This window comes from Pseudomonas sp. SWI36 (genome assembly GCF_002948105.1).
GTDB lineage: Bacteria > Pseudomonadota > Gammaproteobacteria > Pseudomonadales > Pseudomonadaceae > Aquipseudomonas > Aquipseudomonas alloputida.
The window spans coordinates 3,691,605-3,713,335 of record NZ_CP026675.1; the positions used below are offsets into that span (position 1 = coordinate 3,691,605).

General features: G+C 64.0%; 21 protein-coding genes. 12 read left to right on the forward strand and 9 right to left on the reverse strand.

Annotated elements, in window-relative coordinates:
- Positions 1–14: 14 nt before the first annotated feature.
- From C4Q27_RS17620 to C4Q27_RS17650, 7 genes are all read left to right on the forward strand, one after another.
- Positions 15–230: a hypothetical protein gene (locus C4Q27_RS17620; RefSeq protein WP_104887128.1), complete on the forward strand. Its 216-nt coding sequence runs from the start codon at positions 15–17 to the stop codon at positions 228–230.
- A 10-nt stretch (positions 231–240) separates the two neighbouring features.
- Positions 241–891, forward strand: coding sequence for an adenylate kinase (adk, locus tag C4Q27_RS17625; RefSeq protein ID WP_004575467.1), 651 nt, complete (start codon positions 241–243; stop codon positions 889–891).
- 139 nt (positions 892–1,030) lie between these two features.
- Positions 1,031–1,705: a tRNA (adenosine(37)-N6)-threonylcarbamoyltransferase complex dimerization subunit type 1 TsaB gene (gene tsaB, locus C4Q27_RS17630; protein ID WP_014592162.1), complete on the forward strand. Its 675-nt coding sequence runs from the start codon at positions 1,031–1,033 to the stop codon at positions 1,703–1,705.
- 131 nt (positions 1,706–1,836) lie between these two features.
- Positions 1,837–2,127, forward strand: coding sequence for a hypothetical protein (locus C4Q27_RS17635; RefSeq protein ID WP_014592161.1), 291 nt, complete (start codon positions 1,837–1,839; stop codon positions 2,125–2,127).
- Between the two features lie 3 nt (positions 2,128–2,130).
- Positions 2,131–3,000, forward strand: a complete 870-nt coding sequence (locus C4Q27_RS17640; protein WP_064491438.1) for a DUF72 domain-containing protein — start codon at positions 2,131–2,133, stop codon at positions 2,998–3,000.
- 28 nt (positions 3,001–3,028) lie between these two features.
- Positions 3,029–3,859, forward strand: a complete 831-nt coding sequence (locus C4Q27_RS17645; protein WP_014592159.1) for an oxaloacetate decarboxylase — start codon at positions 3,029–3,031, stop codon at positions 3,857–3,859.
- Positions 3,859–4,548 carry an extensin family protein gene (locus C4Q27_RS17650; protein WP_064491437.1) on the forward strand — a complete coding sequence of 230 codons (690 nt, stop codon included), beginning with the start codon at positions 3,859–3,861 and terminating at the stop codon, positions 4,546–4,548. Before C4Q27_RS17645 ends, C4Q27_RS17650 begins: the two co-directional genes overlap by 1 nt.
- 2 nt (positions 4,549–4,550) lie before the next feature.
- Here the strand turns inward: C4Q27_RS17650 and C4Q27_RS17655 are convergent, their stop codons facing one another.
- Positions 4,551–5,171 carry a hypothetical protein gene (locus C4Q27_RS17655; RefSeq protein WP_064491436.1) on the reverse strand — a complete coding sequence of 207 codons (621 nt, stop codon included), beginning with the start codon at positions 5,169–5,171 and terminating at the stop codon, positions 4,551–4,553.
- A 104-nt stretch (positions 5,172–5,275) separates the two neighbouring features.
- Between C4Q27_RS17655 and C4Q27_RS17660 the strand changes: the two genes are divergently transcribed.
- Positions 5,276–6,052, forward strand: a complete 777-nt coding sequence (locus tag C4Q27_RS17660; protein ID WP_064491435.1) for a class I SAM-dependent methyltransferase — start codon at positions 5,276–5,278, stop codon at positions 6,050–6,052.
- A gap of 69 nt (positions 6,053–6,121) precedes the next feature.
- Here C4Q27_RS17660 and C4Q27_RS17665 read toward each other — a convergent pair whose 3' ends face one another.
- Entirely contained in the window at positions 6,122–6,763 is a 642-nt protein-coding gene (locus tag C4Q27_RS17665) for a TetR/AcrR family transcriptional regulator (protein ID WP_064491434.1), read from the reverse strand.
- 250 nt (positions 6,764–7,013) lie between these two features.
- Between C4Q27_RS17665 and C4Q27_RS17670 the strand changes: the two genes are divergently transcribed.
- Positions 7,014–8,114, forward strand: coding sequence for an efflux RND transporter periplasmic adaptor subunit (locus C4Q27_RS17670; RefSeq protein ID WP_010952607.1), 1,101 nt, complete (start codon positions 7,014–7,016; stop codon positions 8,112–8,114).
- Between the two features lie 6 nt (positions 8,115–8,120).
- Positions 8,121–11,186, forward strand: a complete 3,066-nt coding sequence (locus C4Q27_RS17675) for an efflux RND transporter permease subunit (protein ID WP_064491433.1) — start codon at positions 8,121–8,123, stop codon at positions 11,184–11,186.
- 180 nt (positions 11,187–11,366) lie between these two features.
- On the opposite strand, the gene C4Q27_RS17680 is transcribed toward C4Q27_RS17675, so the two are convergent.
- The 3 genes from C4Q27_RS17680 to plsB form a co-directional block, all read right to left on the reverse strand.
- Positions 11,367–12,053: a DUF4197 domain-containing protein gene (locus tag C4Q27_RS17680; protein ID WP_003252248.1), complete on the reverse strand. Its 687-nt coding sequence runs from the start codon at positions 12,051–12,053 to the stop codon at positions 11,367–11,369.
- A gap of 33 nt (positions 12,054–12,086) precedes the next feature.
- Positions 12,087–12,485: a YbaY family lipoprotein gene (locus tag C4Q27_RS17685; RefSeq protein WP_003252249.1), complete on the reverse strand. Its 399-nt coding sequence runs from the start codon at positions 12,483–12,485 to the stop codon at positions 12,087–12,089.
- A gap of 76 nt (positions 12,486–12,561) precedes the next feature.
- Positions 12,562–15,048, reverse strand: a complete 2,487-nt coding sequence (gene plsB / locus C4Q27_RS17690; protein WP_064491432.1) for a glycerol-3-phosphate 1-O-acyltransferase PlsB — start codon at positions 15,046–15,048, stop codon at positions 12,562–12,564.
- 233 nt (positions 15,049–15,281) lie between these two features.
- Between plsB and C4Q27_RS17695 the strand changes: the two genes are divergently transcribed.
- Positions 15,282–15,491, forward strand: a complete 210-nt coding sequence (locus C4Q27_RS17695; RefSeq protein WP_003252255.1) for a cold-shock protein — start codon at positions 15,282–15,284, stop codon at positions 15,489–15,491.
- 122 nt (positions 15,492–15,613) lie between these two features.
- On the opposite strand, the gene C4Q27_RS17700 is transcribed toward C4Q27_RS17695, so the two are convergent.
- From C4Q27_RS17700 to C4Q27_RS17715, 4 genes are all read right to left on the reverse strand, one after another.
- Positions 15,614–15,991: a hypothetical protein gene (locus tag C4Q27_RS17700; protein WP_010952612.1), complete on the reverse strand. Its 378-nt coding sequence runs from the start codon at positions 15,989–15,991 to the stop codon at positions 15,614–15,616.
- A gap of 17 nt (positions 15,992–16,008) precedes the next feature.
- A complete protein-coding gene (locus C4Q27_RS17705) occupies positions 16,009–16,821 on the reverse strand; it encodes a putative RNA methyltransferase (protein ID WP_003252259.1) in 813 nt (270 codons plus the stop codon).
- Positions 16,821–17,972 (reverse strand): succinyl-diaminopimelate desuccinylase, encoded by a 1,152-nt coding sequence (gene dapE / locus C4Q27_RS17710; protein ID WP_004574734.1) that lies wholly within the window; start codon positions 17,970–17,972, stop codon positions 16,821–16,823. The genes C4Q27_RS17705 and dapE overlap by 1 nt, the downstream gene beginning before the upstream one ends.
- A gap of 190 nt (positions 17,973–18,162) precedes the next feature.
- The gene (locus C4Q27_RS17715; protein ID WP_104887129.1) at positions 18,163–20,754 is read right to left on the reverse strand and encodes a glycosyltransferase; all 2,592 of its coding nucleotides are present in this window, start codon (positions 20,752–20,754) and stop codon (positions 18,163–18,165) included.
- 119 nt (positions 20,755–20,873) lie between these two features.
- On the opposite strand from C4Q27_RS17715, the gene tcdA reads away from it, so the two are divergent.
- Positions 20,874–21,683 (forward strand): tRNA cyclic N6-threonylcarbamoyladenosine(37) synthase TcdA, encoded by an 810-nt coding sequence (tcdA, locus tag C4Q27_RS17720; RefSeq protein WP_162490563.1) that lies wholly within the window; start codon positions 20,874–20,876, stop codon positions 21,681–21,683.
- The last annotated feature ends 48 nt before the right edge of the window (positions 21,684–21,731 follow it).

Below are 21,731 nucleotides of genomic sequence, written 5' to 3' on the forward strand. Positions count from 1 at the left end.
GTCTGGCGCGTGCCATGCAGGGCCGGCACTATGACGGGGAGGGTGGTTGCGCCTGGCGCAACCGCCTGCCCGGTCAGCCGCAAGTGGCGCATTCCTGCAACTTTGGGACGCTTGTCTGGCTGCCGGGCGCTGTGTATCTTGAGCAGCCTTCTGACCGATTTATGGTCATACCCGATTTTCCGGACTTGGCCCTGGTCGCCGAATCCATTGAATTTCATAAAAAAATTTGAGGAGCACGAGATGCGCGTAATTCTGCTGGGAGCTCCCGGGGCCGGTAAAGGTACTCAGGCAAAGTTCATCACCGAAAAGTTCGGTATTCCACAGATCTCCACCGGTGACATGCTGCGTGCCGCCGTCAAGGCTGGCACCCCGCTGGGCCTGGAGCTGAAGAAAGTCATGGATGCCGGCCAGCTGGTCTCCGACGAGTTGATCATCAGCCTGGTGAAGGAGCGCATCGCTCAGCCTGATTGCGCCAACGGCTGCCTGTTCGACGGCTTCCCACGCACCATCCCACAGGCCGAAGCCATGGTCGCTGCCGGCGTCGACATCGATGCCGTGGTCGAAATTGCCGTGGACGACGAAGAAATCGTCGGCCGCATGGCTGGCCGCCGCGTGCACCTGGCCTCGGGCCGTACCTACCACATTCAGTACAACCCGCCGAAAGTGGAAGGCAAGGACGACGAGACCGGTGAAGACCTGATCCAGCGTGACGACGACAAGGAAGAAACCGTTCGCCATCGTCTGTCGGTCTACCACAGCCAGACCAAGCCGCTGGTGGATTTCTACCAGAAGCTGTCGGCTGCCAATGGCGGCAAGCCGAAGTACAGCCACATAGAAGGTGTCGGCTCGGTTGAAGCCATCACCGCCAAGGTCCTGGCAGCCCTGAGCTGATCCGGCGCCTGACGCACCTCGACAACGGCCCGCTTGCGGGCCGTTGTCGTTTGTAGGCCGCACAGCGCCCCCTCAGGACACAACGCCGCTGCTGCTCTATACTGCCGCTCTTTTTCATTCGCACCTGGATACCCGTTCGATGACCACCCTGCTGGCCCTGGATACCGCCACCGAAGCCTGTTCCGTCGCGCTGCTGCATGACGGCAAGGTGACCAGCCACTACGAGGTGATCCCGCGCATGCATGCCCAGAAGCTGCTGCCGATGATCAAGCAACTGCTGGCCGACTCTGGCGTGGCACTGAATGCGCTGGATGCCATTGCCTTTGGCCGTGGCCCGGGCGCGTTCACCGGCGTGCGTATTGCCATCGGTGTTGTGCAAGGCCTGGCCTTCGCCCTCGAACGCCCGGTGCTGCCGGTGTCCAACCTGGCCGCTTTGGCCCAGGGTGCATTGCGCGAGCAGGGCGTGCAGCAGGTGGCCGCTGCCATCGATGCGCGCATGGATGAAGTGTACTGGGGCTGCTACCAGGCCACGGCGGGTGAAATGTGCCTGGTCGGCCGTGAAGCCGTATTGCCGCCCGAGCAGGTGGCGCTACCGGCAGGCAGCAATGGCGAGTGGTTCGGTGCCGGTACCGGGTGGGGCTACGCCGAGCGCCTGGCGGTACAGGTGGCGGCGAGCAACCCGGCTGCCTTGCCCAATGCTCTGGACATTCTCAGCCTGGCCACCTTTGCCTGGGCCCGTGGCGAGGCAATCGTCGCCGAGCAGGCGCAACCGGTTTATCTGCGCGATAATGTAGCCACGCCCAAGAAGCACTGAGTGCTGTTCGTCGGTTATCGCCGAACACGCTAAAACCTTTTGCGCGATCTGTGGTCCAGTTATCACTCAAGCATTAGCGACGGAACCCTGATGCTGCTAAATTGCCATCATTGGTCCTGAGTGCTCATGCCATGCGTATCGACGGTTTCTCATCGCAGTCCTACCCGCTCAAGCGCACCTCGCGCAAAGCAGCGGTGCGTGACGAGGCCATCGACGATGCCGAGGTGATCGAGGAGGCAGAGGCCGCCCCGCAGGAAGCCACTGCCCGCCGCCCTGGTGGTGGCCTGCCAGCCCGCCAGCAGGACATGGTTTTCCCTCGCGCCCGTGACCGCCGCACCGCCACCGCACTGGCCAGCTACCTGAGCACTGCCGGCTTTACTGACTGGGACATGGAAGTACTGGGGCTCGACCTGTACATTTGATGGATGAATCCCTCACCACTGCCTTACTTTCTCGGTTGCCCGTCGTGGAGCGAAAACGCCTGGCGCGACTACCTGTACCCCGCTGACGCCAACAGTAATCAAATGCTTGGCTTCTACAGCCAGGTATTCAACGCCGTCGAAGGCAACACCACTTTCTACGCACGTCCCGCTCCCGGCACCATTGCCCGCTGGGCGCAGGTCATGCCCGAGCACTTTCGCTTCACTGCCAAGTTTCCGCGGGATGTCAGCCATGAGGGCGACCTGCGTGACCAGCTTGAACCTGCCTTCGACTTCACTCGGCTGATGGCCCCGCTGGGCCAGCGCGTATCACCCTACTGGTTGCAGTTGCCGGCCCAGTTCGGCCCGGCGCGCCTGGGTGAGCTTTGTCACTTCCTCGATCAGATCGCCGTGCCCGTGGCTGTGGAAGTGCGCAACCAGGCCTTTTTTGCCAAGGGTGAGGAAGAACGCCTGCTCAATCGCCTGCTGCACGAGCGCGGTGTGGAGCGTATCTGCCTCGACCCGCGTGCGCTGTTCAGTTGTACCTCGCGCGACCCTGCCGTGCTGCATGCGCAGTCGAAGAAGCCCAAGGTGCCTCCGCGGCCGGCAGCCTTCAGCCAGCACCCGCAGGTTCGCTTCATTGGCCATCCTGAACTGGAGGCCAATCACACCTTCCTTAGCCCTTGGGTAGAAAAAGTCGCCGCCTGGATCGAAGAAGGCCGCAATCCCTATATCTTCCTGCACACCTCGGACAATCGCCAGGCTGCGGCGCTGGCCCAGCGTTTCCATCAACGCCTGATGGCACGCTTGCCGGGCCTGGCACCTTTGCCGGAATTGCCGCGCGCCCCTGAGGTCGAACAATTGGGGCTACTCTGACCTTTCCCTGACTGCCGGAGGTTGAACCATGGATGTGCAAACCCTGCGAGCTGAGGCCTTCAAGGCGTTACACGAGCGCGACGGCGCGTTCGTCATCCCCAACCCGTGGGATGCCGGCTCCGCCAAGTTGCTCGCCAGCCTGGGTTTCGAGGCGCTGGCTACCACCAGTGCAGGCCTGGCCTTCAGCCTGGGCCGGCCAGACGCCGAAGGCGCCTTGAGCCTGGACGATACACTGGACAATGCCGGCGAGATCGTCGATGCCACCGCGCTGCCGGTGGCCGCCGATCTGGAAAACGGTTTTGGCGACTTGCCCGAAGACTGTGCCCAGACCATTCTGCGTGCCGCCGAAATTGGCCTGGTGGGCGGCTCCATCGAAGATGCCAGTGGCCGCAGTGATGCGCCCATCTATGACTTCGGGTTGGCTGTGGAGCGCGTGCGCGCCGCTGTGCAGGCTGCGCGAAGCCTGCCATTCCCGTTCACCTTGTGCGCCCGGGCAGAAAACCTGCTGCACGGACGCATGGACCTCGACGACACCATCCTGCGCCTGCAAGCCTATGCCGAAGCCGGTGCCGACGTGCTCTACGCCCCCGGGCTGCGCACCGTGGAGGAAGTCCGTGCCGTGGTGCAGGCAGTCGCACCGCGCCCTGTGAATGTGCTGATGGGCATGGCGGGCGTGCCGCTGAGCGTCAATCAGTTGCAGGACCTGGGCGTGCGCCGCGTCAGCGTTGGCTCGTCGCTGGCCCGTGCTGCACTCGGGGCCTTCTACCGGGCGGCGCAGGAAATTCGCGATGAGGGCACGTTCGGCTACGGTGAGCAGGCAATGCCGTTTGCCCAGCTGAACGACCTGTTCCGCCGCTGATGAGGGCATTGCTGGCGCTACTGGCCGGCCTGCTGACGGTGGCCGGCCTGGCCTGGCACTTCGGCTGGCGCCTGCCTGTCACATGGAACCCCTGGGCGCCGCTGGACGTACGCCAGCCGCCCAACCTGCTGACCCCCTACAAACTGTCGCGCCTACGCGATGACCCAACGCTGTGCCGGCAGGCGCTGGAAACCAGCCACCTGCGTTACCGGGCACAAGCCGACAGCCCGGCGTCGGCCAACTGCCCGCTGCAGAACGTATGGCGCATCGAGGGCGGCCAGGCGCGGCTGAGCAGCAGCTTTCTGGCCAGTTGCCCGTTGGCGGTGGCCTATGCACTGTTCGAAAACCATGGCTTGCAGCCGGCGGCGCAGGAAGTGTTTGGGCAACCGGTGACGCAGGTCGATCACCTGGGCAGCTTTGCCTGCCGCAACGTCTACCACCGCAAGCAGGCCCGTTTGAGCCAGCACGCCACGGCCAATGCGCTGGACATCAGCGGTTTTCGCCTGAAGGACGGCCAGCGCATTATCCTGGCGCGTGACTGGCAGGCGGGCGGGCAGAAGGCGGAATTCTTGCGTCAGGTGCAGCAGGCCGCTTGCGAGAGCTTCAGCACGGTACTGGGGCCGGATTACAACGCTGCGCACCGCAACCACTTTCACCTGGACATGGGGCGCTGGCAGATCTGTCGTTAGCCTCAGGCGTACGCGCGCACGTTGTTCAGCACCACTGGGCGCGCCCAGTGGATGTCGAACGCCAGGTCATTCTGCTGCTTGGCCAGGGTGGCGTCGTCGAACGGTTCCGGGGCCGGGTCCAGCAGGTCGCTTTCCAGCTCGGCGATGGGCAGGAACAGTGACCGTGGCGTGGGGCCAGGGCCGGGTTCGGCGATCGGCTGACCCTGGCTCATCACCACCGGGCGCAGCCAGCTGTTGTTGATGTCGAGCTGGCGCTGTTGCTCGATCAGTTCCATGGCGCTGAACGGCTCGGGGGCGGGCGGCAGCAGCTTGGCTTCAAGTTCGGCCTTGGGCAGAAACAACGGTTCGGGCGGCGCCACGATGGTGTCGTGCACCGGGCAGGCGCGCTGGGCGTCGATCAAGGCCAGTGCACGGGCGCCGCCGATGGGTTCGCCGCTGTCCTGGTCGTACTGCACGAACGACTGGCTGACGCCGTCTACGGGCTCTTCCTGCTGCTCGGCCATGGCCCGGGCAAAGAAATCCTGCCACAGGTGGCTGACGCCCCCGAGTGCCTGGGTGTTGTGCTGACTGTAGTTGCCGACGGGCGACAAATAGGTCAAGCCGATGGGAAGAGTTTCTGACATGGCAGTCGTGCGCGCTGTGCTCTGGCAGAATAGCGGGATATTGCCTGTATCGGCCGTGGCTGCCGATTCATTAAGGGCTTGGTTTGATTTTTCGGGTGTGAACGATGGAAGAGCAAGGCACGGGTATCAGGGTCGAGGCGATGACAGCTGAGTATGCGCAACAGGCCAGGGCGTGGGCTGAACGCCTGGGCCTGCCGCTGCAGGACGATACCGCCGCCTTCGCGGTGCAGGTGGGCGCCGACGGCTTGCAGATTCAGCAGCTTGGCCCGCAAGCGCCCGGGCCGGTGCGTGTGGACTTCGTCGAAGGCCAGGCTGCGCATCGCCGCCAGTTTGGCGGTGGCAACGGGCAGATGATCGCCAAGGCTGTGGGCATTGCCCAAGGTATCCGGCCGCAGGTACTGGATGCCACGGCGGGGCTGGGCAAGGACGCGTTCGTGCTGGCCAGCCTTGGCTGCCAGATGACCCTGATCGAGCGCCAGCCGCTGATTGCCGCGCTGCTGGAGGACGGCCTGGCGCGGGCGCGAACGGATGAAGAAGTGGGCCCGATTGTCGGGCGCATGCGCCTGCTGACCGGCAACGCCATCGAGCGCATGCGCGCCTGGGAAGGAGAGGCGCCGCAGGTGATCTACCTCGACCCGATGTTCCCGCACCGCGACAAGAGCGCCCTGGTGAAAAAGGAAATGCGTGTGTTCCGGCCTTTGGTGGGCGATGACCCGGATGCCCCGGCGCTGCTTGAAGCCGCCCTGGCGCTGGCCAGCCACCGGGTGGTGGTGAAGCGCCCGCGCAAGGCACCGATCATCGACGGGCCGAAGCCCAGCCACAGCCTGGAAGGCAAGTCGAGCCGGTATGACATTTATCCGAAGAAGGCGTTGAAAGCCTGACGTTTGTGTGGCCTGCCCAGGCTTCTTCGCGGGTAAGTTCGCGAAGAGGCCTGCAAAGATATCCAGGTATCAGGGTTTGAATGCCCTCAAGAACACCCCCACCACCTCGCGCACATGCGCCTCGGCTTCATCGCCTTCCAGCGGCCCCGCACATCCCAGCAGCAACCGGTAATCCGGTGCCCCTTTGACCAGGCAGAAGAAGTGCTCCGCCGCCCTCAAGGGGTTGTCGATGCGCAGCAGCCCGCGCTCATGTGCCCCACGCAGTAGCGCTTCCATGCCTGCGAGCACGCGCTTGGGCCCGGCCTCGTAGAAGTACTCGCCAAAACTCGGGTCCAGGCTGCCCTGGGCCATGATCAGGCGGCTGAGCTTGATCGCTTCGTCACTGCTGATAAGCGCCTGGAAGTTGCGGGCAATCGTCAGCAGCACTTCTTCCACCGGTACCCCCTCGGGATACTCGAACAGCAGGTCAGGCAACTGGATCTGGCAGGTGGCCATGACCGCCGAACAGAACAATGTCTGTTTGTCGGTGAAGTGGCTGTACACGGTGAGCTTTGAAACACCTGCCGCCGCAGCGACCGCATCCATGCTGGTGTTGGCGTAGCCAAGGCTGAGGAACAGGGCCTTGGCCGCTTCGAGGATCGCCTCGCGCTTGGCCAGGTCCTTGGGCCGGCCTGGGCCGATGGGTGCGTCGTTGAGCATTGTGGTCTGCATCTGGTTTAAGAATCCCCATCTTAACGGGTCAGCCGCGATACGGCTAAAACTAGCTCACATTTACCTGCGGCCTGCCAGCGTTCAGTTGATCGACAGGGTGGGCGTTCAGCCGCCGCTTGATTTCACAGGCGCCAGAGGGCTCCAGCCAGGTCGTCGAAAAACCAGCGCATACCCTTCCCGGCATCGTTGCACTGATTTAATATACCAGCCAGTACAAATATTAAATGTGCACTCCGCGAAAGGATTCATCATGTTGCGCCATGCCTTGTCCATCGCTCTGCCCGCCGCCGCTGCCCTGCTTCTGGCGGCGTGTGGTCAGGAAGCCGCCCCACCCGCCGCGCCGCGCCCGGCGCTGGTGGTGCAGCCACAGCCTGCCGAAGCCGCTGCCGACAGTTACCCCGGCGAAGTACGCGCGCGCTTCGAGCCGGAGCTGGCCTTCCGCATTGGCGGCAAGGTCAGCAAGCGTCTGGTGGAGGAGGGGCAGCGGGTCAAGGCCGACCAGCCGCTGGCCGAACTGGACCCGCAGGACGTGCGCCTGCAACTTGAAGCCAACCGCGCCCAGCTGGCGGCTGCCGAGGCCAACCTGGCATTGGTGCGCGCCGAACGCGACCGCTACCAGAAGCTGCTGGAGCGGCAGATGGTCAGCCACTCCCAGTACGACAATGCCGAAAACCTCTACCGTGCAGGCCTTGCCCGTCTGAAGCAGGCCAAGGCCGAGTTCGATGTGGCGGGCAACCAGGCCGAATATGCCGTATTGCGTGCGCCGCAGGCCGGGGTGATCGCCAAGCGCCAGGTTGAAGTGGGCCAGGTGGTCGCCGCCGGGCAGACCGTGTTCACCCTTGCCGCCGATGGCGAGCGAGAAGTGGCCATCGGCCTGCCGGAGCAGCAGTTTGCCCGCTTCGCTGTGGGCCAACCGGTGAGCGTGGAGCTGTGGTCGCATCCGCAGGCGCGTTTCCAGGGGCGCATTCGCGAGCTGTCACCGGCCGCCGACCCGCGCTCGCGCACGTTCGCGGCGCGCATCGCCTTCACCACGGCCGCCGTACCGGCCGAGCTGGGCCAGAGCGCCCGGGTGTTCATCGCCAAGGACGGGCTGATCCCGCTGGCGGTACCGCTGTCGGCAGTGACTGCGGAAAACGGTCAGGCCTATGTCTGGCGGGTGAACAAGGAAAGCCGCCTGGAGCGGGCGACCGTGCGCCTGGGGGCTTATGGCAGCGACAGCGTGCCGGTGCTCGAAGGCCTGGACCCGGGTGACTGGGTGGTTGCCGCTGGTGGCCATGTACTGCGCGAGGGCCAGGAGGTACGCCCCGTGGACCGCAGCAACCGTGTAGTGAACCTGACGGCCAAGGAGTAAGTCCCGATGGGTTTCAACCTTTCTGCCTGGGCGCTGCGCAACCGCCAGATCGTCCTGTTCCTGATGATCCTGCTGGCCGCCATTGGCGCCATGTCGTACACCAAGCTTGGCCAGAGCGAGGACCCGCCATTCACCTTCAAGGCCATGGTCATCCGCACCCTGTGGCCAGGCGCCAGCGCTGAAGAAGTGGCGCGGCAGGTGACCGAGCGCATCGAGAAGAAGCTGATGGAAACCGGTGAGTACGAGAGAATCGTCTCGTTCTCTCGCCCCGGCGAATCGCAGGTTACTTTCATGGCCCGCGACTCGCTGCACTCCAAGGACATCCCCGAGTTGTGGTACCAGATCCGCAAGAAGGTTGCGGACATTCGCCACACCTTGCCGCCGGAGATCCAGGGCCCGTTCTTCAACGACGAGTTCGGCACCACCTTCGGCAACATCTATGCGCTGACTGGCGAAGGCTTTGACTATGCGGTGCTCAAGGACTACGCCGACCGTATCCAGATCCAGCTGCAGCGGGTCAAGGATGTGGGCAAGGTCGAGCTGATCGGCCTGCAGGACGAGAAAGTCTGGATCGAGCTGTCCAACCTCAAGCTGGCCACCCTCGGCGTGCCGCTGGAAGCCGTGCAGAAGGCGTTGCAAGAGCAGAACGCCGTGAGCACCGCCGGTTTCTTCGAGACGCCCAGCGAGCGCTTGCAACTGCGCGTGAGCGGGCGTTTCGACAGTGTCGAGCAGATCCGCCAGTTCCCCATTCGCGTGGGTGATCGCACCTTCCGGATTGGTGATGTCGCCGAGGTGCACCGTGGCTTCAACGACCCACCTGCACCGCGCATGCGCTTCATGGGCGAGGATGCCATTGGCCTGGCGGTGTCGATGAAAGACGGTGGCGACATCCTGGTACTGGGCAAGGCCCTGGAAGGCGAGTTCGAGCGCCTGGCGCATAACCTGCCTGCCGGCATGGCGCTGCGCAAGGTTTCGGATCAACCGGCGGCGGTCAAGGCCGGCGTGGGCGAGTTCGTGCAGGTGCTGGTCGAGGCGTTGATCATTGTGCTGCTGGTGAGCTTCTTCTCGCTGGGCCTGCGCACTGGCCTGGTGGTGGCGCTGGCCATTCCGCTGGTGTTGGCCATGACCTTTGCCGCCATGCACTACTTCGGCATCGGCCTGCACAAGATTTCCCTTGGCGCGCTGGTGCTGGCCTTGGGCTTGCTGGTGGACGACGCGATCATTGCCGTGGAGATGATGGCGATCAAGATGGAGCAGGGCTATGACCGCCTCAAGGCAGCCAGCTATGCCTGGACGAGTACGGCCTTCCCGATGCTCACCGGTACGCTGATCACGGCAGCAGGCTTTCTGCCGATTGCCACCGCGGCCTCCAGCACGGGCGAATACACCCGGTCGATCTTCCAGGTGGTCACCATCGCTTTGCTGACCTCTTGGGTGGCGGCCGTGGTGTTCGTGCCTTACCTGGGCGAGCGCCTGCTACCCGACCTGGCCAAGCTGCATGCGGCGCGTCATGGCAAGGACGGCCATGCACCAGACCCATACGCCACCCCGTTCTACCAGCGCGTGCGACGGCTGGTGGAGTGGTGCGTACGGCGGCGCAAGACGGTAATCCTGCTGACCATCGCTGCCTTTGTCGGCAGCATCCTGCTGTTCCGCTTCGTACCCCAGCAGTTCTTCCCGGCTTCCGGTCGCCCGGAGCTGATGGTTGACCTGAAGCTGGCCGAAGGCGCCTCGCTGGCCAATACCGCCGAGCGGGTCACGCAGCTGGAGGCGCTGCTCAAGCAGCAGGACGGTATCGACAACTACGTGGCCTATGTGGGCACCGGTTCGCCGCGCTTCTACCTGCCGCTGGACCAGCAACTGCCGGCAGCCAGCTTTGCCCAGTTCGTGGTGCTGGCCAAGTCGATGGAAGACCGCGAGCGCCTGCGCAGTTGGCTGATCAGCACTGTGGACCAGCAGTTCCCCGACCTGCGCGCCCGGGTCACGCGCCTGGAAAACGGCCCGCCCGTGGGCTACCCGGTGCAGTTCCGGGTCACTGGCGAGCATATCGAGAAGGCCCGTGCACTGGCCCGTGAAGTGGCGGACAAGGTGCGCGAGAACCCGCATGTGGTGAACGTGCACCTGGACTGGGAGGAACCCAGCAAGGCGGTGTTCCTCGAAATCGACCAGGACCGCGCCCGTGCGCTGGGCGTGAGCACTTCGCACCTGGCGAGCTTCCTGCAAAGCTCGCTGATCGGCACCACGGTCAGCCAGTACCGCGAGGACAACGAACTGATCGAGATCCTGCTGCGCGGCACCCTCCAGGAGCGCAGCGAGCTGGCCAACCTGGGTAGCCTGGCGTTGCCCACCGACAATGGCCAGAGCGTGGCGCTGTCGCAGGTGGCGACCCTGGAGTACGGCTTTGAAGAAGGCATTATCTGGCACCGCAACCGCTTGCCGACGGTGACCGTGCGTGCCGATATCTACGACCAGGAGCAGCCGGCGACGCTGGTGAAGCAGATTCTGCCGACCCTGCAGGAAATCCGCGCCAAGCTGCCCGATGGCTACCTGCTGGAGGTGGGCGGCACGGTGGAGGACTCCGAACGGGGGCAGAAATCGGTGAATGCCGGCATGCCACTGTTCATCGTGGTAGTCCTGAGCTTGCTGATGATCCAGCTGCGCAGTTTCTCGCGCACGGTGATGGTGTTCCTCACCGCGCCGCTGGGGCTGATCGGTGTGACCCTGTTCCTGCTGGTGTTCCGCCAGCCGTTCGGCTTTGTCGCCATGCTTGGCACCATTGCCTTGGCGGGGATGATCATGCGCAACTCGGTGATCCTGGTGGACCAGATCGAGCAGGACATCGCAGCGGGGATGGAGCGCTGGCAGGCGATCATCGAGGCAACGGTGCGGCGCTTCCGGCCGATCGTGCTGACCGCGCTGGCGGCAGTGCTGGCCATGATCCCGTTGTCGCGTAGTGTGTTCTATGGACCGATGGCGGTGGCGATCATGGGTGGGTTGATCGTGGCCACGGTGCTTACACTGCTGTTCCTGCCGGCGTTGTATGCGGCGTGGTTCAGGGTGAAGAAGGGCTGAAGGCCGCAGGGGGAGGGCTTGGCCCTCCCTTCGCGGGTGAACCCGCTCCTACGACGGCCTGTGTCCAACCCCGCCGCCGTGTAGGCGCGGGTTTACCCGCGAATACGGTGGCGGCAGCAACGGTGAGCGGCTGGTGAAAATTGGCCAGCAGGCCCGGCCCTTTCGCGGGTGAACCCGCTCCTACAGCGCGCCGAAGACCTTCTTGGCCAGGCTGGTAGCCGCCGCTGCCGGGTTCTGGCGAATGCTCTGCTCCTGCTTGCCGATCATCTCGAACAGGCCATCCAGCGCCTTCTCGGTCACGTAGTTCTCGATATTGGCGTCATCCTTGACCAGCCCCAGGCCTTTGGCCTGGGCGGCGAAGGCATTGTACTGCTGGGCCACGCCAACCTTGTCGGTGGCCTGCTTGACGATTGGCAGGAACTTGGCGCGGATCTGCTCGCGGCTGCTCTTGTTCAGGTACTGGGTGGCCGAGTCGTCACCGCCGCTGAGAATGCCCTTGGCATCGGTCACGCTCATGTTCTTCACGGCATCCACCAGAATCGCCTGTGCCTGCGGCACGGCGGCCTCGGCGGCCTTGTTCATGCTGGTTTCCAGGGCTTCGACCTGTTCACCCTTGCCGAACATCTTCATCGCCTTGGCGGCTTTGCCCAGGTTGCCTGGCAGCTCGATGCGCACGTCCGGGTTGTTGCTGAAGCCGCCTGGGGTGCTCAGTTGCTTGACGGCCAGTTGCGCACCTTGGGTCAGGGCATCTTTCAGGCCGCCGGTGGCGTCTTTCTGGCTGAGGTCGCCCAGCGACAGGGCCAGGGCGCTGGCCGACAGCAGCAGGCCGGCGCACAGGGTGGTGAAGCGCAGGGAAGTGCGGATCATGAAGCTTTCCTTGTAAACGGATGAGAACGGGTATCAGCGAACCTGATCTACCTTGATGCGTACCGATTGCGGGTCACTGCCATCGAGCGCGACACCGTGGTGTTCGGTATTGATGAACAGCAACTTGCCATTCAGCTCGATGCGCGCACTCACCGCATAGCGGTGGCCAGGCTTGACCTGCGCGGGGTCATAGGTGAGATGGAACGGCAGCGGCACGTTGCCTTTGACCGGGCCGGCCTGGCGCGCCAGGGTCACGGCAGGGGCGTCCATCAGCGACACATCCTGCAGTTCCACACTCAGGGTGGCTGCAGGCGGCAGGGCAATGCGCTGCAGGTAGAAGACTTCACCGTCCAGGCTGGCCTGGTTGGGTGGGGTTTGGCTGGAGCAGGCTGCAAGCAGGGATGCGCAACACAGCATAAAGAGCTTTTTCATGGAATCTCCGGTGTCCTTGGAGCTGGCTTGTGGCCAACCCCACGGACTTTAGCGGATTTTGCCGACCGATGAACCGTTAGAGGGTCGAAGTTTCCAGCCCGTCGTCACGGTGCAGGGCCACCTGGCGGATCGACAGGCGCAGCTCGGCCGACAGTACTCGCTTGGCCACGCCCTCGGCCAGCTCGCCGAGCTTGTCGTGATAACCCAGCTTGCCTTGCGCGTCGGCGTGCAGCACGCCTTGCTGAAGCAAGGTCTGGATGAAGTGGCGGAACAGCGTCTTGTCGAAGAACTCCGGTGCGTTCAGGCCATGCAGGATCGACAGGCGCTGGGCCATCATCACGCATAGGTCTTCCAGCGCTTCGGCGCTCAGGCTGTTCTGCCCGCTGTTGATCAGCAGCGAGGTTGCCATGTAGAAGCGCTGCAGGGTCTGGGTGATGGTGCGGGCGAGCAGGGTCAGCAACACGAACTGCCGCGAGCTGGGCGCCGGGCGCACGTACAGGTCGTTGTCCTGGCGCAGCAGGCCCTGTTCCACCAGCGCGACCAGCCATTGGTCGATGACCTCGTCCAGCTGTTCTGGCGTCCAGCGCAGGAACAGTTCGGCCTGCAGATAGGGATAAAGCGCATGCACATACTGGCCCAGCAGTTGGCGGCTCATGCGGGAACTGCTGAGGAAGAAGCTGGCCAGCAGCGCCGGCAGGGCGAAGATGTGCAGCACGTTGTTGCGGTAGTAGGTCATCAGCACCGCGTTGCCTTCATCCAGGTAGAGGATGCGGCCCAGGGCGTCCTTCTGCTCGGCCACCAGGTTCATGCTGCGCACATGTTCGATCAGTGCCTGGCCGTCGCCCTCGGGCAGGGTGGTGTGCGGCGAGTAGGGCACTTGGCGCAGCAGCGCCAGGTACAGGTCGAGTACGCGGGTCAGGGCGCGCTCGTCCAGGGCAAGGCGGCTGGTGGACAGCAGTGCCAGGGCCACCAGGTTGACCGGGTTGATGGCGGCCGCCTCGTTGAGGTGGCGGGCCACGGTTTCTCCCAGGCGGGCGGTGGTGGCGTTGAGCCATTCCGGTCGGTACTGCGGACCGTGATCCTGTTCACGCCAGCCGGGCTGCTGCTGGTCGAGGAAACCAGCCAGGCGGATGGGTTCGCCGAAGTTGACGTAGACCTGGCCAAAGCGCTGCTTGAGTGCACCGAACACCTTGAAGATGTCCAACACCGACTCCTTCTTCTTGCTGGCGCCGCGCAGTTCGCCCAGGTAGGTACGGCCTTCGAGCACGCGTTCGTAGCCGATGTACACCGGCACGAACACGATTGGCGTACGCGACGAGCGCAGGAAGCTGCGCAGGGTAATGGCCAGCATCCCGGTGCGCGGCTGCAACATGCGCCCGGTACGCGAGCGGCCGCCTTCGACGAAGTACTCGACCGGGAAGCCCTTGGTGTACAGGGTGTGCAGGTACTCGTTGAACACTGCCGTGTAAAGCGGGTTGCCCTTGAACGTGCGGCGCATGAAGAAGGCGCCACCACGGCGTAGCAGGTTACCGACCACCGGCATGTTGAGGTTGATGCCCGCAGCCACGTGCGGCGGGGTGAGACCGTTGCGGAACAGCAGGTACGACAGCAGCAGGTAGTCGATGTGGCTGCGGTGGCATGGCACGTAGATCACTTCATGGCCAGGGGCGATACCCTGCACCTGTTCGATGTGGTTGACCTTGATGCCGTCGTAGATCTTGTTCCAGAACCAGCTGAGCACCACTTCGAGGAAGCGGATGGCGGTATAGGTGTAGTCCGAGGCTATCTCGTTGCCATAGCGCAGTGCCTGGGCCTCGGCTTTGGCCGGCGGCAGGTTCTCGCGCTGCGCTTCGTCGGCAATCGCCTGGCGCACTTGCGGGGCATGGACCAGGCCTTTGACCAGGGTGCGTCGGTGCGAGATGTCCGGGCCGATGACGGCAGTCTTGAGGTTGCGAAAGTGCACGCGCATCAGGCGCTGGGCCATGCGCACGGTGCGCTCGTGGCCTTTGTTGTGCTGCACCAGTTCGCGCAGGTGGATTGGCGCGGAGAACTGTACCCGGGTCTTGCGCCCCAGGATCAGTACGGTCAGCAACCGGCGCAGGCGCCCGGTTACCGCCCAGCTGTCGGCGAACAGCAGCTTCCAGGGGCTGGACTCGCTGGCCGGGGTCTGGCCCCAGAACACGCTGACAGGAATGATCTGCGCATCTTCTTCGGCATGCTGGCTGACGGCAGCCACCAGGCGCTCGAGCGTGGGCGGGGCGCCGCTTTTGTCCTGGCGGCCGAGCCAGTCCGGGTCGGGGGTCAGGTAGAAGAACGCGGCGGGTTCCTGCAGTGGGCCGACGGCTACCGGCAGCACCGGGCGCGGCAGCCCCGCCTTGGTGCACTCGTGGTCGAGCACGGCCAGGTCGGTGAGCGCGGGCGAGGGCAACGCATAGAACACCGGCCGGCTGCGGTCGAGGTTGAGGGTCATGGAAGACTGGTTGATGGTCTCGGAGCGCACCCACAGGTACAACAGGCGACGCAGGCCGCCGAATATCAGGCGGTGCAGGGGGGAACGGGTCATGGGGTGTGTGCCCTGGGTGTGATTTTCAGGTGAGTATTCTGCTATTTAGTCTGCCGTATCGGCGTAAGTTCAGCAAAATTCGGCCAACGACGGGACCGTCATCAATTTTTTTTGTTCTGTGTCATATACTCGGCCTGCCACTTGCAGGATATTTCGGCAAGCGGCGTTGGCACGGGGCAGGTGACCTCGTGCCTGCAAGGCGATCTTCACAATAAAAATCCGGAGTAGTTCAGATGTCGTCTCGTGAGACTGGGAATGTAAAGTGGTTCAACGATGCCAAGGGTTATGGCTTCATTCAGCGCGAAGGTGGTGCGGATGTGTTCGTCCACTATCGGGCGATTCGCGGTGAGGGGCATCGTACCCTGGTCGAAGGGCAGCGGGTGGAGTACGCCTGCGTGCAGGGCCAGAAAGGCCTGCAAGCCGAAGACGTAGTGGGCCTCTGAGCCTCTGGTTTCAAGCCGTAGGAGCGGGCTTGCCCGCGAAGCAGCCACCACGGTGGCTGCCACGGGCATAGCCCGTGTTCGCGGGTAAGCCCGCTCCTACAGAAACGAGCAAGCCTGCCGTTTCATGATGTACGCCAGGTGATTTCCTCTTCACCGTCGGCGCTGATGCGGACCCAGCGGTCAGCATCTTCTTCCCCGTCTTCCTCGACCCAGCCACCCGGCGCGCAGCGCACTTCCACACCCAGCGCGGCAAATGCGGCGCGGGCGCAGGCAACGTCATCGGCCCACGGCGTCTGGTCGCTTTCCAGGTACAGGCTGTTCCATTTCCCTACAGCCTTGGGTAACCAAGTGACCGGAATGTTACCGGCCTGGCATTTGAAGGTATGGCCTTTCTGCTTCCACTCGGTGCACGGGCCGATTGCCTGGGCGAGCCACTCGGCAATCTGCTTGTGGTCGACGTCGGCGTCCTTCAGGTAGATCTCGATATCAGGTTGACGCATAAGGGCTCCGGGTGTGCTCAGTCTTGGCGCACGAAATAGTCATAACGCATGGAAACCGTGACCTCGAACGGCTCGGGCTGGTCGATCACCCGGGCACGTTTTTCGGCGCTGGCGCGCCAGCCGTGTGGGGTCATGGCCAGCAGGTCGGCGCGGGCCTTGGGCGCGGCCAGGCTCAGGCGGAACTCGAGGGTTTCGCTGTGGGCGTGGGCCATGCCTTCAGGGACCAGGGCCAGGTGCTTGTCGTCGGCGTAAGGGCGTACTTCATCGTAGAGCACTTCACGCAGTTCCATCAGGTGGCCGCTGGTCGGGCCGACCCGCATCAGGCCGCCGCCGGGGCTGAGCAAGCGCTTGGCCTCGGCCCAGTCCAGCGGGCTGAAAACGCTGGCGATGAACTGGCAGCTGGCGTCGGTCAGCGGCACGCGGGCCATGCTGGCGACCATCCAGGTGACCGCCGGTGCTCGGCGGCAGGCACGCTTGACCGCTTCACGGGAGATGTCCAGCGCATAGCCGTCGGCGGCCGGCAAGGCCTGGGCGATCTGTGCGGTGTAGTAACCCTCGCCGCAGCCGATGTCCAGCCAGGCGCCAGGCTGGCGTTCGGCGGCCAGCTCGGCCAGGCGGCGGGCGACTGGCGCGTAATGGCCGGCGTCGAGAAAGTCGCGGCGTGCCTCGACCATCGCCTGGTTGTCACCGGGGTCGCGGCTGTTCTTGTGCTGCACCGGCAGCAGGTTCAGGTAACCCTGGCGGGCGCGGTCGAAGCGGTGGCCGGCCGGGCACACCACTCCATTGTCGAGCCGGCTCAGCGGCGCCTGGCAAAGCGGGCAGGCAAGCATCAGGCGAGCAACCGGACCAGGGTCTGGTAGTAGATTTCGGTCAGCAGATCGAGGTCGCTGGCCAGGATCCGCTCGTCAACCTGGTGGATGGTGGCGTTGACCGGGCCGAGTTCGACCACCTGGGTGCCCATGGTTGCGATGAAGCGGCCATCGGAGGTACCGCCGCTGGTGGAGGGCTGGGTATCGCGACCGGTGACGCCCTTGATGCTGGCCGCCACGGCGTCGAGCAGCTCGCCTGGTTCGGTCAGGAACGGCAGGCCCGACAGTGCCCAGTCGACCGACCAGTCCAGTTCATGCTTGTCGAGAATCGCCGACACTCGGGCCTGCAGGCCTTCGACGGTGGACTCGGTAGAGAAGCGGAAGTTGAACAGCGCGGTCAGCTCGCCCGGGACCACGTTGGTGGCGCCGGTGCCGGAATTGAGGTTGGAGATCTGGAAGCTGGTTGGCGGGAAGAACGCATTGCCTTCGTCCCAGTGCTCGGCAGCCAGTTCCGCCAGGGCCGGGGCGGCCAGATGGATCGGGTTGCGCGCCAGGTGCGGGTAGGCCACATGGCCCTGTTTGCCGCGTATGGTCAGCTTGGCGCCCAGCGAACCGCGGCGACCGTTCTTGACCACGTCACCCAGCAAGGTGGTGCTGGACGGTTCGCCGACGATGCACCAGTCCAGGCGCTCGTTGCGCGCTTTCAGGCGCTCGACCACCGCTTTGGTGCCGTGGTGGGCGGGGCCTTCCTCGTCGCTGGTGATCAGAAACGCGACCTTGCCGCGGTGGTTCGGGTAGTCCTGCACGAAGCGCTCGCTGGCGATCACCATGGACGCCAGGCTGCCTTTCATGTCGGCGGCGCCACGGCCGCAGAGCATGCCGTCGGCGTCGATCAGCGCCTCGAACGGTTCATGCTGCCATTGCTGGACCGGGCCGGTAGGCACCACGTCGGTGTGGCCGGCAAAACACAGTACCGGGCCGTCCTGGCTGCCGTGGGTGGCCCAGAAGTTGTCGACGTCTTCAATGCGCATCGGCTCCAGCTGGAAACCGACGGCGCCCAGACGGTTCATCATCTGCGCCTGGCAATCGGCGTCGACGGGGGTGACCGAGGGGCGACGGATCAGGTCGCAGGCCAGTTGAAGGGTAGGCGAGAGCTCGGCAGGGGCCGTCATGGGGGACTCCGGGGCAAGGCAAGGCGGGGAAATCTGAGGGGCGTTATCTTATATCAAATGGTTTCGGGCAGCACGGCCCATTCGCGGGCACGCCCGCTCCCACAGGTACTGCACAGCTCTGAACGCCTGTGCCAAGCACGTGGGAGCGGGCGTGCCCGCGAATGGGCTGCACAGGTCAGCCCAGGCAACTTCAAGCCTGCTGCGCTTCGGCAGCCTTTTCTGCGGGCTTGGGCAGCGACGACAGGAACGCCATCACCAGCGCTGCCACATAAGGCAACGACTGCACCAGCAACATCGCCACCCAGAAGCGCATGTCCGAACTCGGCAGCCCCTGCACCAGGTAGATACCCAACGCCGCGCCCCACAGCAGCACCATGATGAACAGCTCTTCACGGGCTTCGGAAATCGCCACCAGCAACCCATGGCTGTCAGCGTTCTTCGGCGTGCGGAAGAACGGCATGCTGCTGGTGAAGAAACCATACAGTACCGCCTTGGCGATGGTGTGCGACAGTGCCAGCCCGGCCAGCGCAGCTGCGAAGGCATCCTTGAGGTTCACCCCCACCGCTCGGCGGTACAGGAAGATGATCTTGCCGACCTTGAAGAAGAACAGCGCCAGCGGCGGGATGGCGAAGATCATCAGGGGCGGATCGACCCGATGCGGCACGATGATCATCGCCGCTGACCACAACAGCGCGCCGATGGTGAAGAAGATGTTCATGCCATCGGCGATCCACGGTAGCCAGCCGGCCAGGAAGTGGTAGCGCTGGCCACGGGTCAGCTCGCTGCCTTTGCCGCGCAGCAGCGCGCCGGCGTGGTGCTTGATGATCTGGATGGCGCCGTAGGCCCAGCGGAAGCGTTGTTTCTTGAAGTCAATGAAGGTGTCGGGCATCAGGCCCTTGCCGTAGCTGTTGTGGGCGTAGGCGGCGGACAGGCCTTTCTCGAACACGCGCAGGCCCAGTTCGGCGTCCTCGCAGATGCACCACTCGGCCCAGCCCAGTTCTTCCAGCACACTGCGCCGGGTCATGGTCATGGTGCCGTGCTGGATGATCGCGTCACGGTCGTTGCGGGTGACCATACCGATGTGGAAGAAGCCCTTGTATTCGCTGTAGCACAGCTTCTTGAAGGCGCTTTCGTGCTGGTCGCGGTAATCCTGCGGTGACTGCACCACGGCAATTTTCGGGTCGGCGAAGTGCGGCACCATGTGCTTGAGCCAGTTGCGGTCGACGCAGTAGTCCGAGTCGATTACCGCGATCACTTCGGCGTCCTTTGCCGTGTGCGGGATCAGGTAATTCAGCGCGCCACCCTTGAAGCCGGCCAGTGGCGCGACGTGGAAGAACTTGAAGCGCTCGCCAAGCTTCTCGCAGTGGGCCTTGAGCGGCTCCCAAACGGCCGGGTCCTTGGTGTTGTTGTCGATCACCAGCACTTCGTAGTCGGGGTAGTCCAGGGCGGCCAAGGCGTCCAGGGTCTGTTTCACCATCTCAGGTGGCTCGTTGTAGCACGGCACATGCACCGACACCTTGGGCCGGTAGGCAGTGTCGGCCTGCACGGGCAGGAACTCGCGGCGGCGCTTGTGTATCCAGACCGCCTCGGCCAGTTCGTGGGCCTCGGTGAGCAGCACGATGAACACGCCCAGCGCGCCGAGGGCCAGCAGCACGCCCACGGTCAGGCTGAACCAGGTGCTGTATTGCTGGCTGTAGTCGTAGGCGATCCACACCAGTACCGACCCGCACAGGAAGGTGATGAACGTCAGGAAGGTACGGCCACGCTGGCGCAGGGCCGAGCCATCGATGAACAGCACCATCAAGGCGATCATTGCCAGCACCACCGACGCCACTGCCAGGGCCCGCCACTGCGGGATCGCCACCACGGGGCCGTCGAAGTTGAACTTCTGCTGGCGCTCGGCGTTGTAGACGCCCCAGTAGGCGCCTACCGAACCTTCGTCGCTGGCCTTCCAGGGTTGGTCATAGGCTTCAATGACAAAGTAGTTGTAGCCACGGCGGTTGAGAGTGTTGACCAGGGTGCGCAAGTAGATGGCCTGGTCGGCCTGTGTGGCATCGGCACCACCGCGCATGCGGCCGTTGCTCGGCCAGCCGACTTCCGACAGCAGCAGGGGTTTGCGCGGGAACTGGTGCTTCAGTTCACGGGCGCGGTCGAGGACGAACTCGACCGAATCCTTCATCGGCACGAACTCCCAGTAGGGCAGGATGTGCGCGGCAATCAGGTCGACGTGCCTGGCCAGCTCAGGATGTTCCTTCCAGATGTGCCATTGTTCACTGGTGGTCACGGGCACCTTCACGGCTGCGCGTACCCGGTCCAGGTATTTGATCAGGTTTTCCGGTGTGACCTCTTCACGGAACAGCGCTTCGTTGCCGACCACTACCCGCACCACGCTGCGCGACGTGTTGGCCAGTTGGATGGCCGTGGCGATTTCGCGCTCGTTGCGCTCCAGGTCCGGGCTGATCCATATCCCCAGCGTCACCCGCAGGCCGAACTCCTCGGCCAGGCGCGGGATGTCGGCCTGGGTGCCTTCCACGGTATAGATACGGATGCTGTCGGTCAGTTTGCTCAGTTGCTCCAGGTCCTGGCGCATTTCGTCGTCAGTGGGGTACTGACCCTTCTGTGGGCTTTCGCCCAGGCGGAACGGCGAATACGAAAAGCCAGAGATCTGTTCTGGCCAGGCGGGGGCGGAGACCGGGCGGTTGATCAGTGCCCAGAACCCGGTGAACAGTGCGGCGATGGCCAGCACCACTACCAGGTTCAGGCCGAATTTACGTGAAGACATCGTCGTCCATTCATGTGGAAGTGATAGGACATTAAAGCAGGGTTGGCAGTCTCTTTCCTAACGATGCAGGCCAAGGGCTCACTGGCATATAATGCGCGCCGGTTTTTTGGGGTATGAACATGAGCACAGAAGATCCACGCTTTGCCGGCGTTGCCCGGTTGTATGGCGACCAGGGGCTGCAACGTCTGGGCCAGGCCCATGTGGCTGTGGTCGGTATTGGCGGGGTGGGCTCGTGGGTGGCCGAAGCACTGGCACGCAGCGGCGTGGGCGAGATCACCCTGTTCGACCTGGACGATGTCTGCGTCAGCAACACCAACCGCCAGGCCCATGCGCTGGAAGGGCAGGTGGGGCGGCCCAAGGTCGAGGTCATGGCCGAGCGCCTGCGGGCGATCAACCCGGCGTGCACGGTGCATGCGGTGGCCGACTTCGTCACCCGCGAGACCATGGCCGAGTACATCACCGAGCACCTCGACTGCGTGATCGACTGCATCGACAGCGTCATGGCCAAGGCGGCGCTGATCGCCTGGTGTCGGCGACGCAAGATTGCCATTGTTACTACCGGTGGCGCGGGTGGGCAGATCGATCCGACGCAGATCCAGATCGCCGACCTGAACAAGACCTTCAATGACCCATTGGCTTCGCGGGTGCGTTCCACCTTGCGCCGCGACTACAACTTCTCGCGTAATGTCAGCCGCAACTATGGCGTGCCGTGCGTGTTCTCCAGTGAACAGCTGCGTTACCCCAAGGGCGACGGCAGCGTTTGCCTGCAGAAAAGCTTCGTGGGTGAGGGCGTGCGGCTGGACTGCTCGGGTGGCTTTGGTGCGGTGATGATGGTGACCGCGACCTTTGGCATGGTAGCGGCGAGCAAGGCGATAGAAAAACTGGTGGCTGGAGCGCGCCGGCCGTCGGAACGGGTCAAGCCTGAATAAGACCGCGTGGGTTTCTTCGCGGGCCTGCCCGCTCACACAGATACTGCA

Coding starts and splice junctions, on each gene's coding strand:
- C4Q27_RS17620 (WP_104887128.1), top strand. CDS start 15: ATGCAGGGCCGGCACTATGACGGGGAGGGTGGTTGCGCCTGGCGCAAC.
- adk (WP_004575467.1), top strand. CDS start 241: ATGCGCGTAATTCTGCTGGGAGCTCCCGGGGCCGGTAAAGGTACTCAG.
- tsaB (WP_014592162.1), top strand. CDS start 1,031: ATGACCACCCTGCTGGCCCTGGATACCGCCACCGAAGCCTGTTCCGTC.
- C4Q27_RS17635 (WP_014592161.1), top strand. CDS start 1,837: ATGCGTATCGACGGTTTCTCATCGCAGTCCTACCCGCTCAAGCGCACC.
- C4Q27_RS17640 (WP_064491438.1), top strand. CDS start 2,131: ATGAATCCCTCACCACTGCCTTACTTTCTCGGTTGCCCGTCGTGGAGC.
- C4Q27_RS17645 (WP_014592159.1), top strand. CDS start 3,029: ATGGATGTGCAAACCCTGCGAGCTGAGGCCTTCAAGGCGTTACACGAG.
- C4Q27_RS17650 (WP_064491437.1), top strand. CDS start 3,859: ATGAGGGCATTGCTGGCGCTACTGGCCGGCCTGCTGACGGTGGCCGGC.
- C4Q27_RS17655 (WP_064491436.1), bottom strand. CDS start 5,171: ATGTCAGAAACTCTTCCCATCGGCTTGACCTATTTGTCGCCCGTCGGC.
- C4Q27_RS17660 (WP_064491435.1), top strand. CDS start 5,276: ATGGAAGAGCAAGGCACGGGTATCAGGGTCGAGGCGATGACAGCTGAG.
- C4Q27_RS17665 (WP_064491434.1), bottom strand. CDS start 6,763: ATGCAGACCACAATGCTCAACGACGCACCCATCGGCCCAGGCCGGCCC.
- C4Q27_RS17670 (WP_010952607.1), top strand. CDS start 7,014: ATGTTGCGCCATGCCTTGTCCATCGCTCTGCCCGCCGCCGCTGCCCTG.
- C4Q27_RS17675 (WP_064491433.1), top strand. CDS start 8,121: ATGGGTTTCAACCTTTCTGCCTGGGCGCTGCGCAACCGCCAGATCGTC.
- C4Q27_RS17680 (WP_003252248.1), bottom strand. CDS start 12,053: ATGATCCGCACTTCCCTGCGCTTCACCACCCTGTGCGCCGGCCTGCTG.
- C4Q27_RS17685 (WP_003252249.1), bottom strand. CDS start 12,485: ATGAAAAAGCTCTTTATGCTGTGTTGCGCATCCCTGCTTGCAGCCTGC.
- plsB (WP_064491432.1), bottom strand. CDS start 15,048: ATGACCCGTTCCCCCCTGCACCGCCTGATATTCGGCGGCCTGCGTCGC.
- C4Q27_RS17695 (WP_003252255.1), top strand. CDS start 15,282: ATGTCGTCTCGTGAGACTGGGAATGTAAAGTGGTTCAACGATGCCAAG.
- C4Q27_RS17700 (WP_010952612.1), bottom strand. CDS start 15,991: ATGCGTCAACCTGATATCGAGATCTACCTGAAGGACGCCGACGTCGAC.
- C4Q27_RS17705 (WP_003252259.1), bottom strand. CDS start 16,821: ATGCTTGCCTGCCCGCTTTGCCAGGCGCCGCTGAGCCGGCTCGACAAT.
- dapE (WP_004574734.1), bottom strand. CDS start 17,972: ATGACGGCCCCTGCCGAGCTCTCGCCTACCCTTCAACTGGCCTGCGAC.
- C4Q27_RS17715 (WP_104887129.1), bottom strand. CDS start 20,754: ATGTCTTCACGTAAATTCGGCCTGAACCTGGTAGTGGTGCTGGCCATC.
- tcdA (WP_162490563.1), top strand. CDS start 20,874: ATGAGCACAGAAGATCCACGCTTTGCCGGCGTTGCCCGGTTGTATGGC.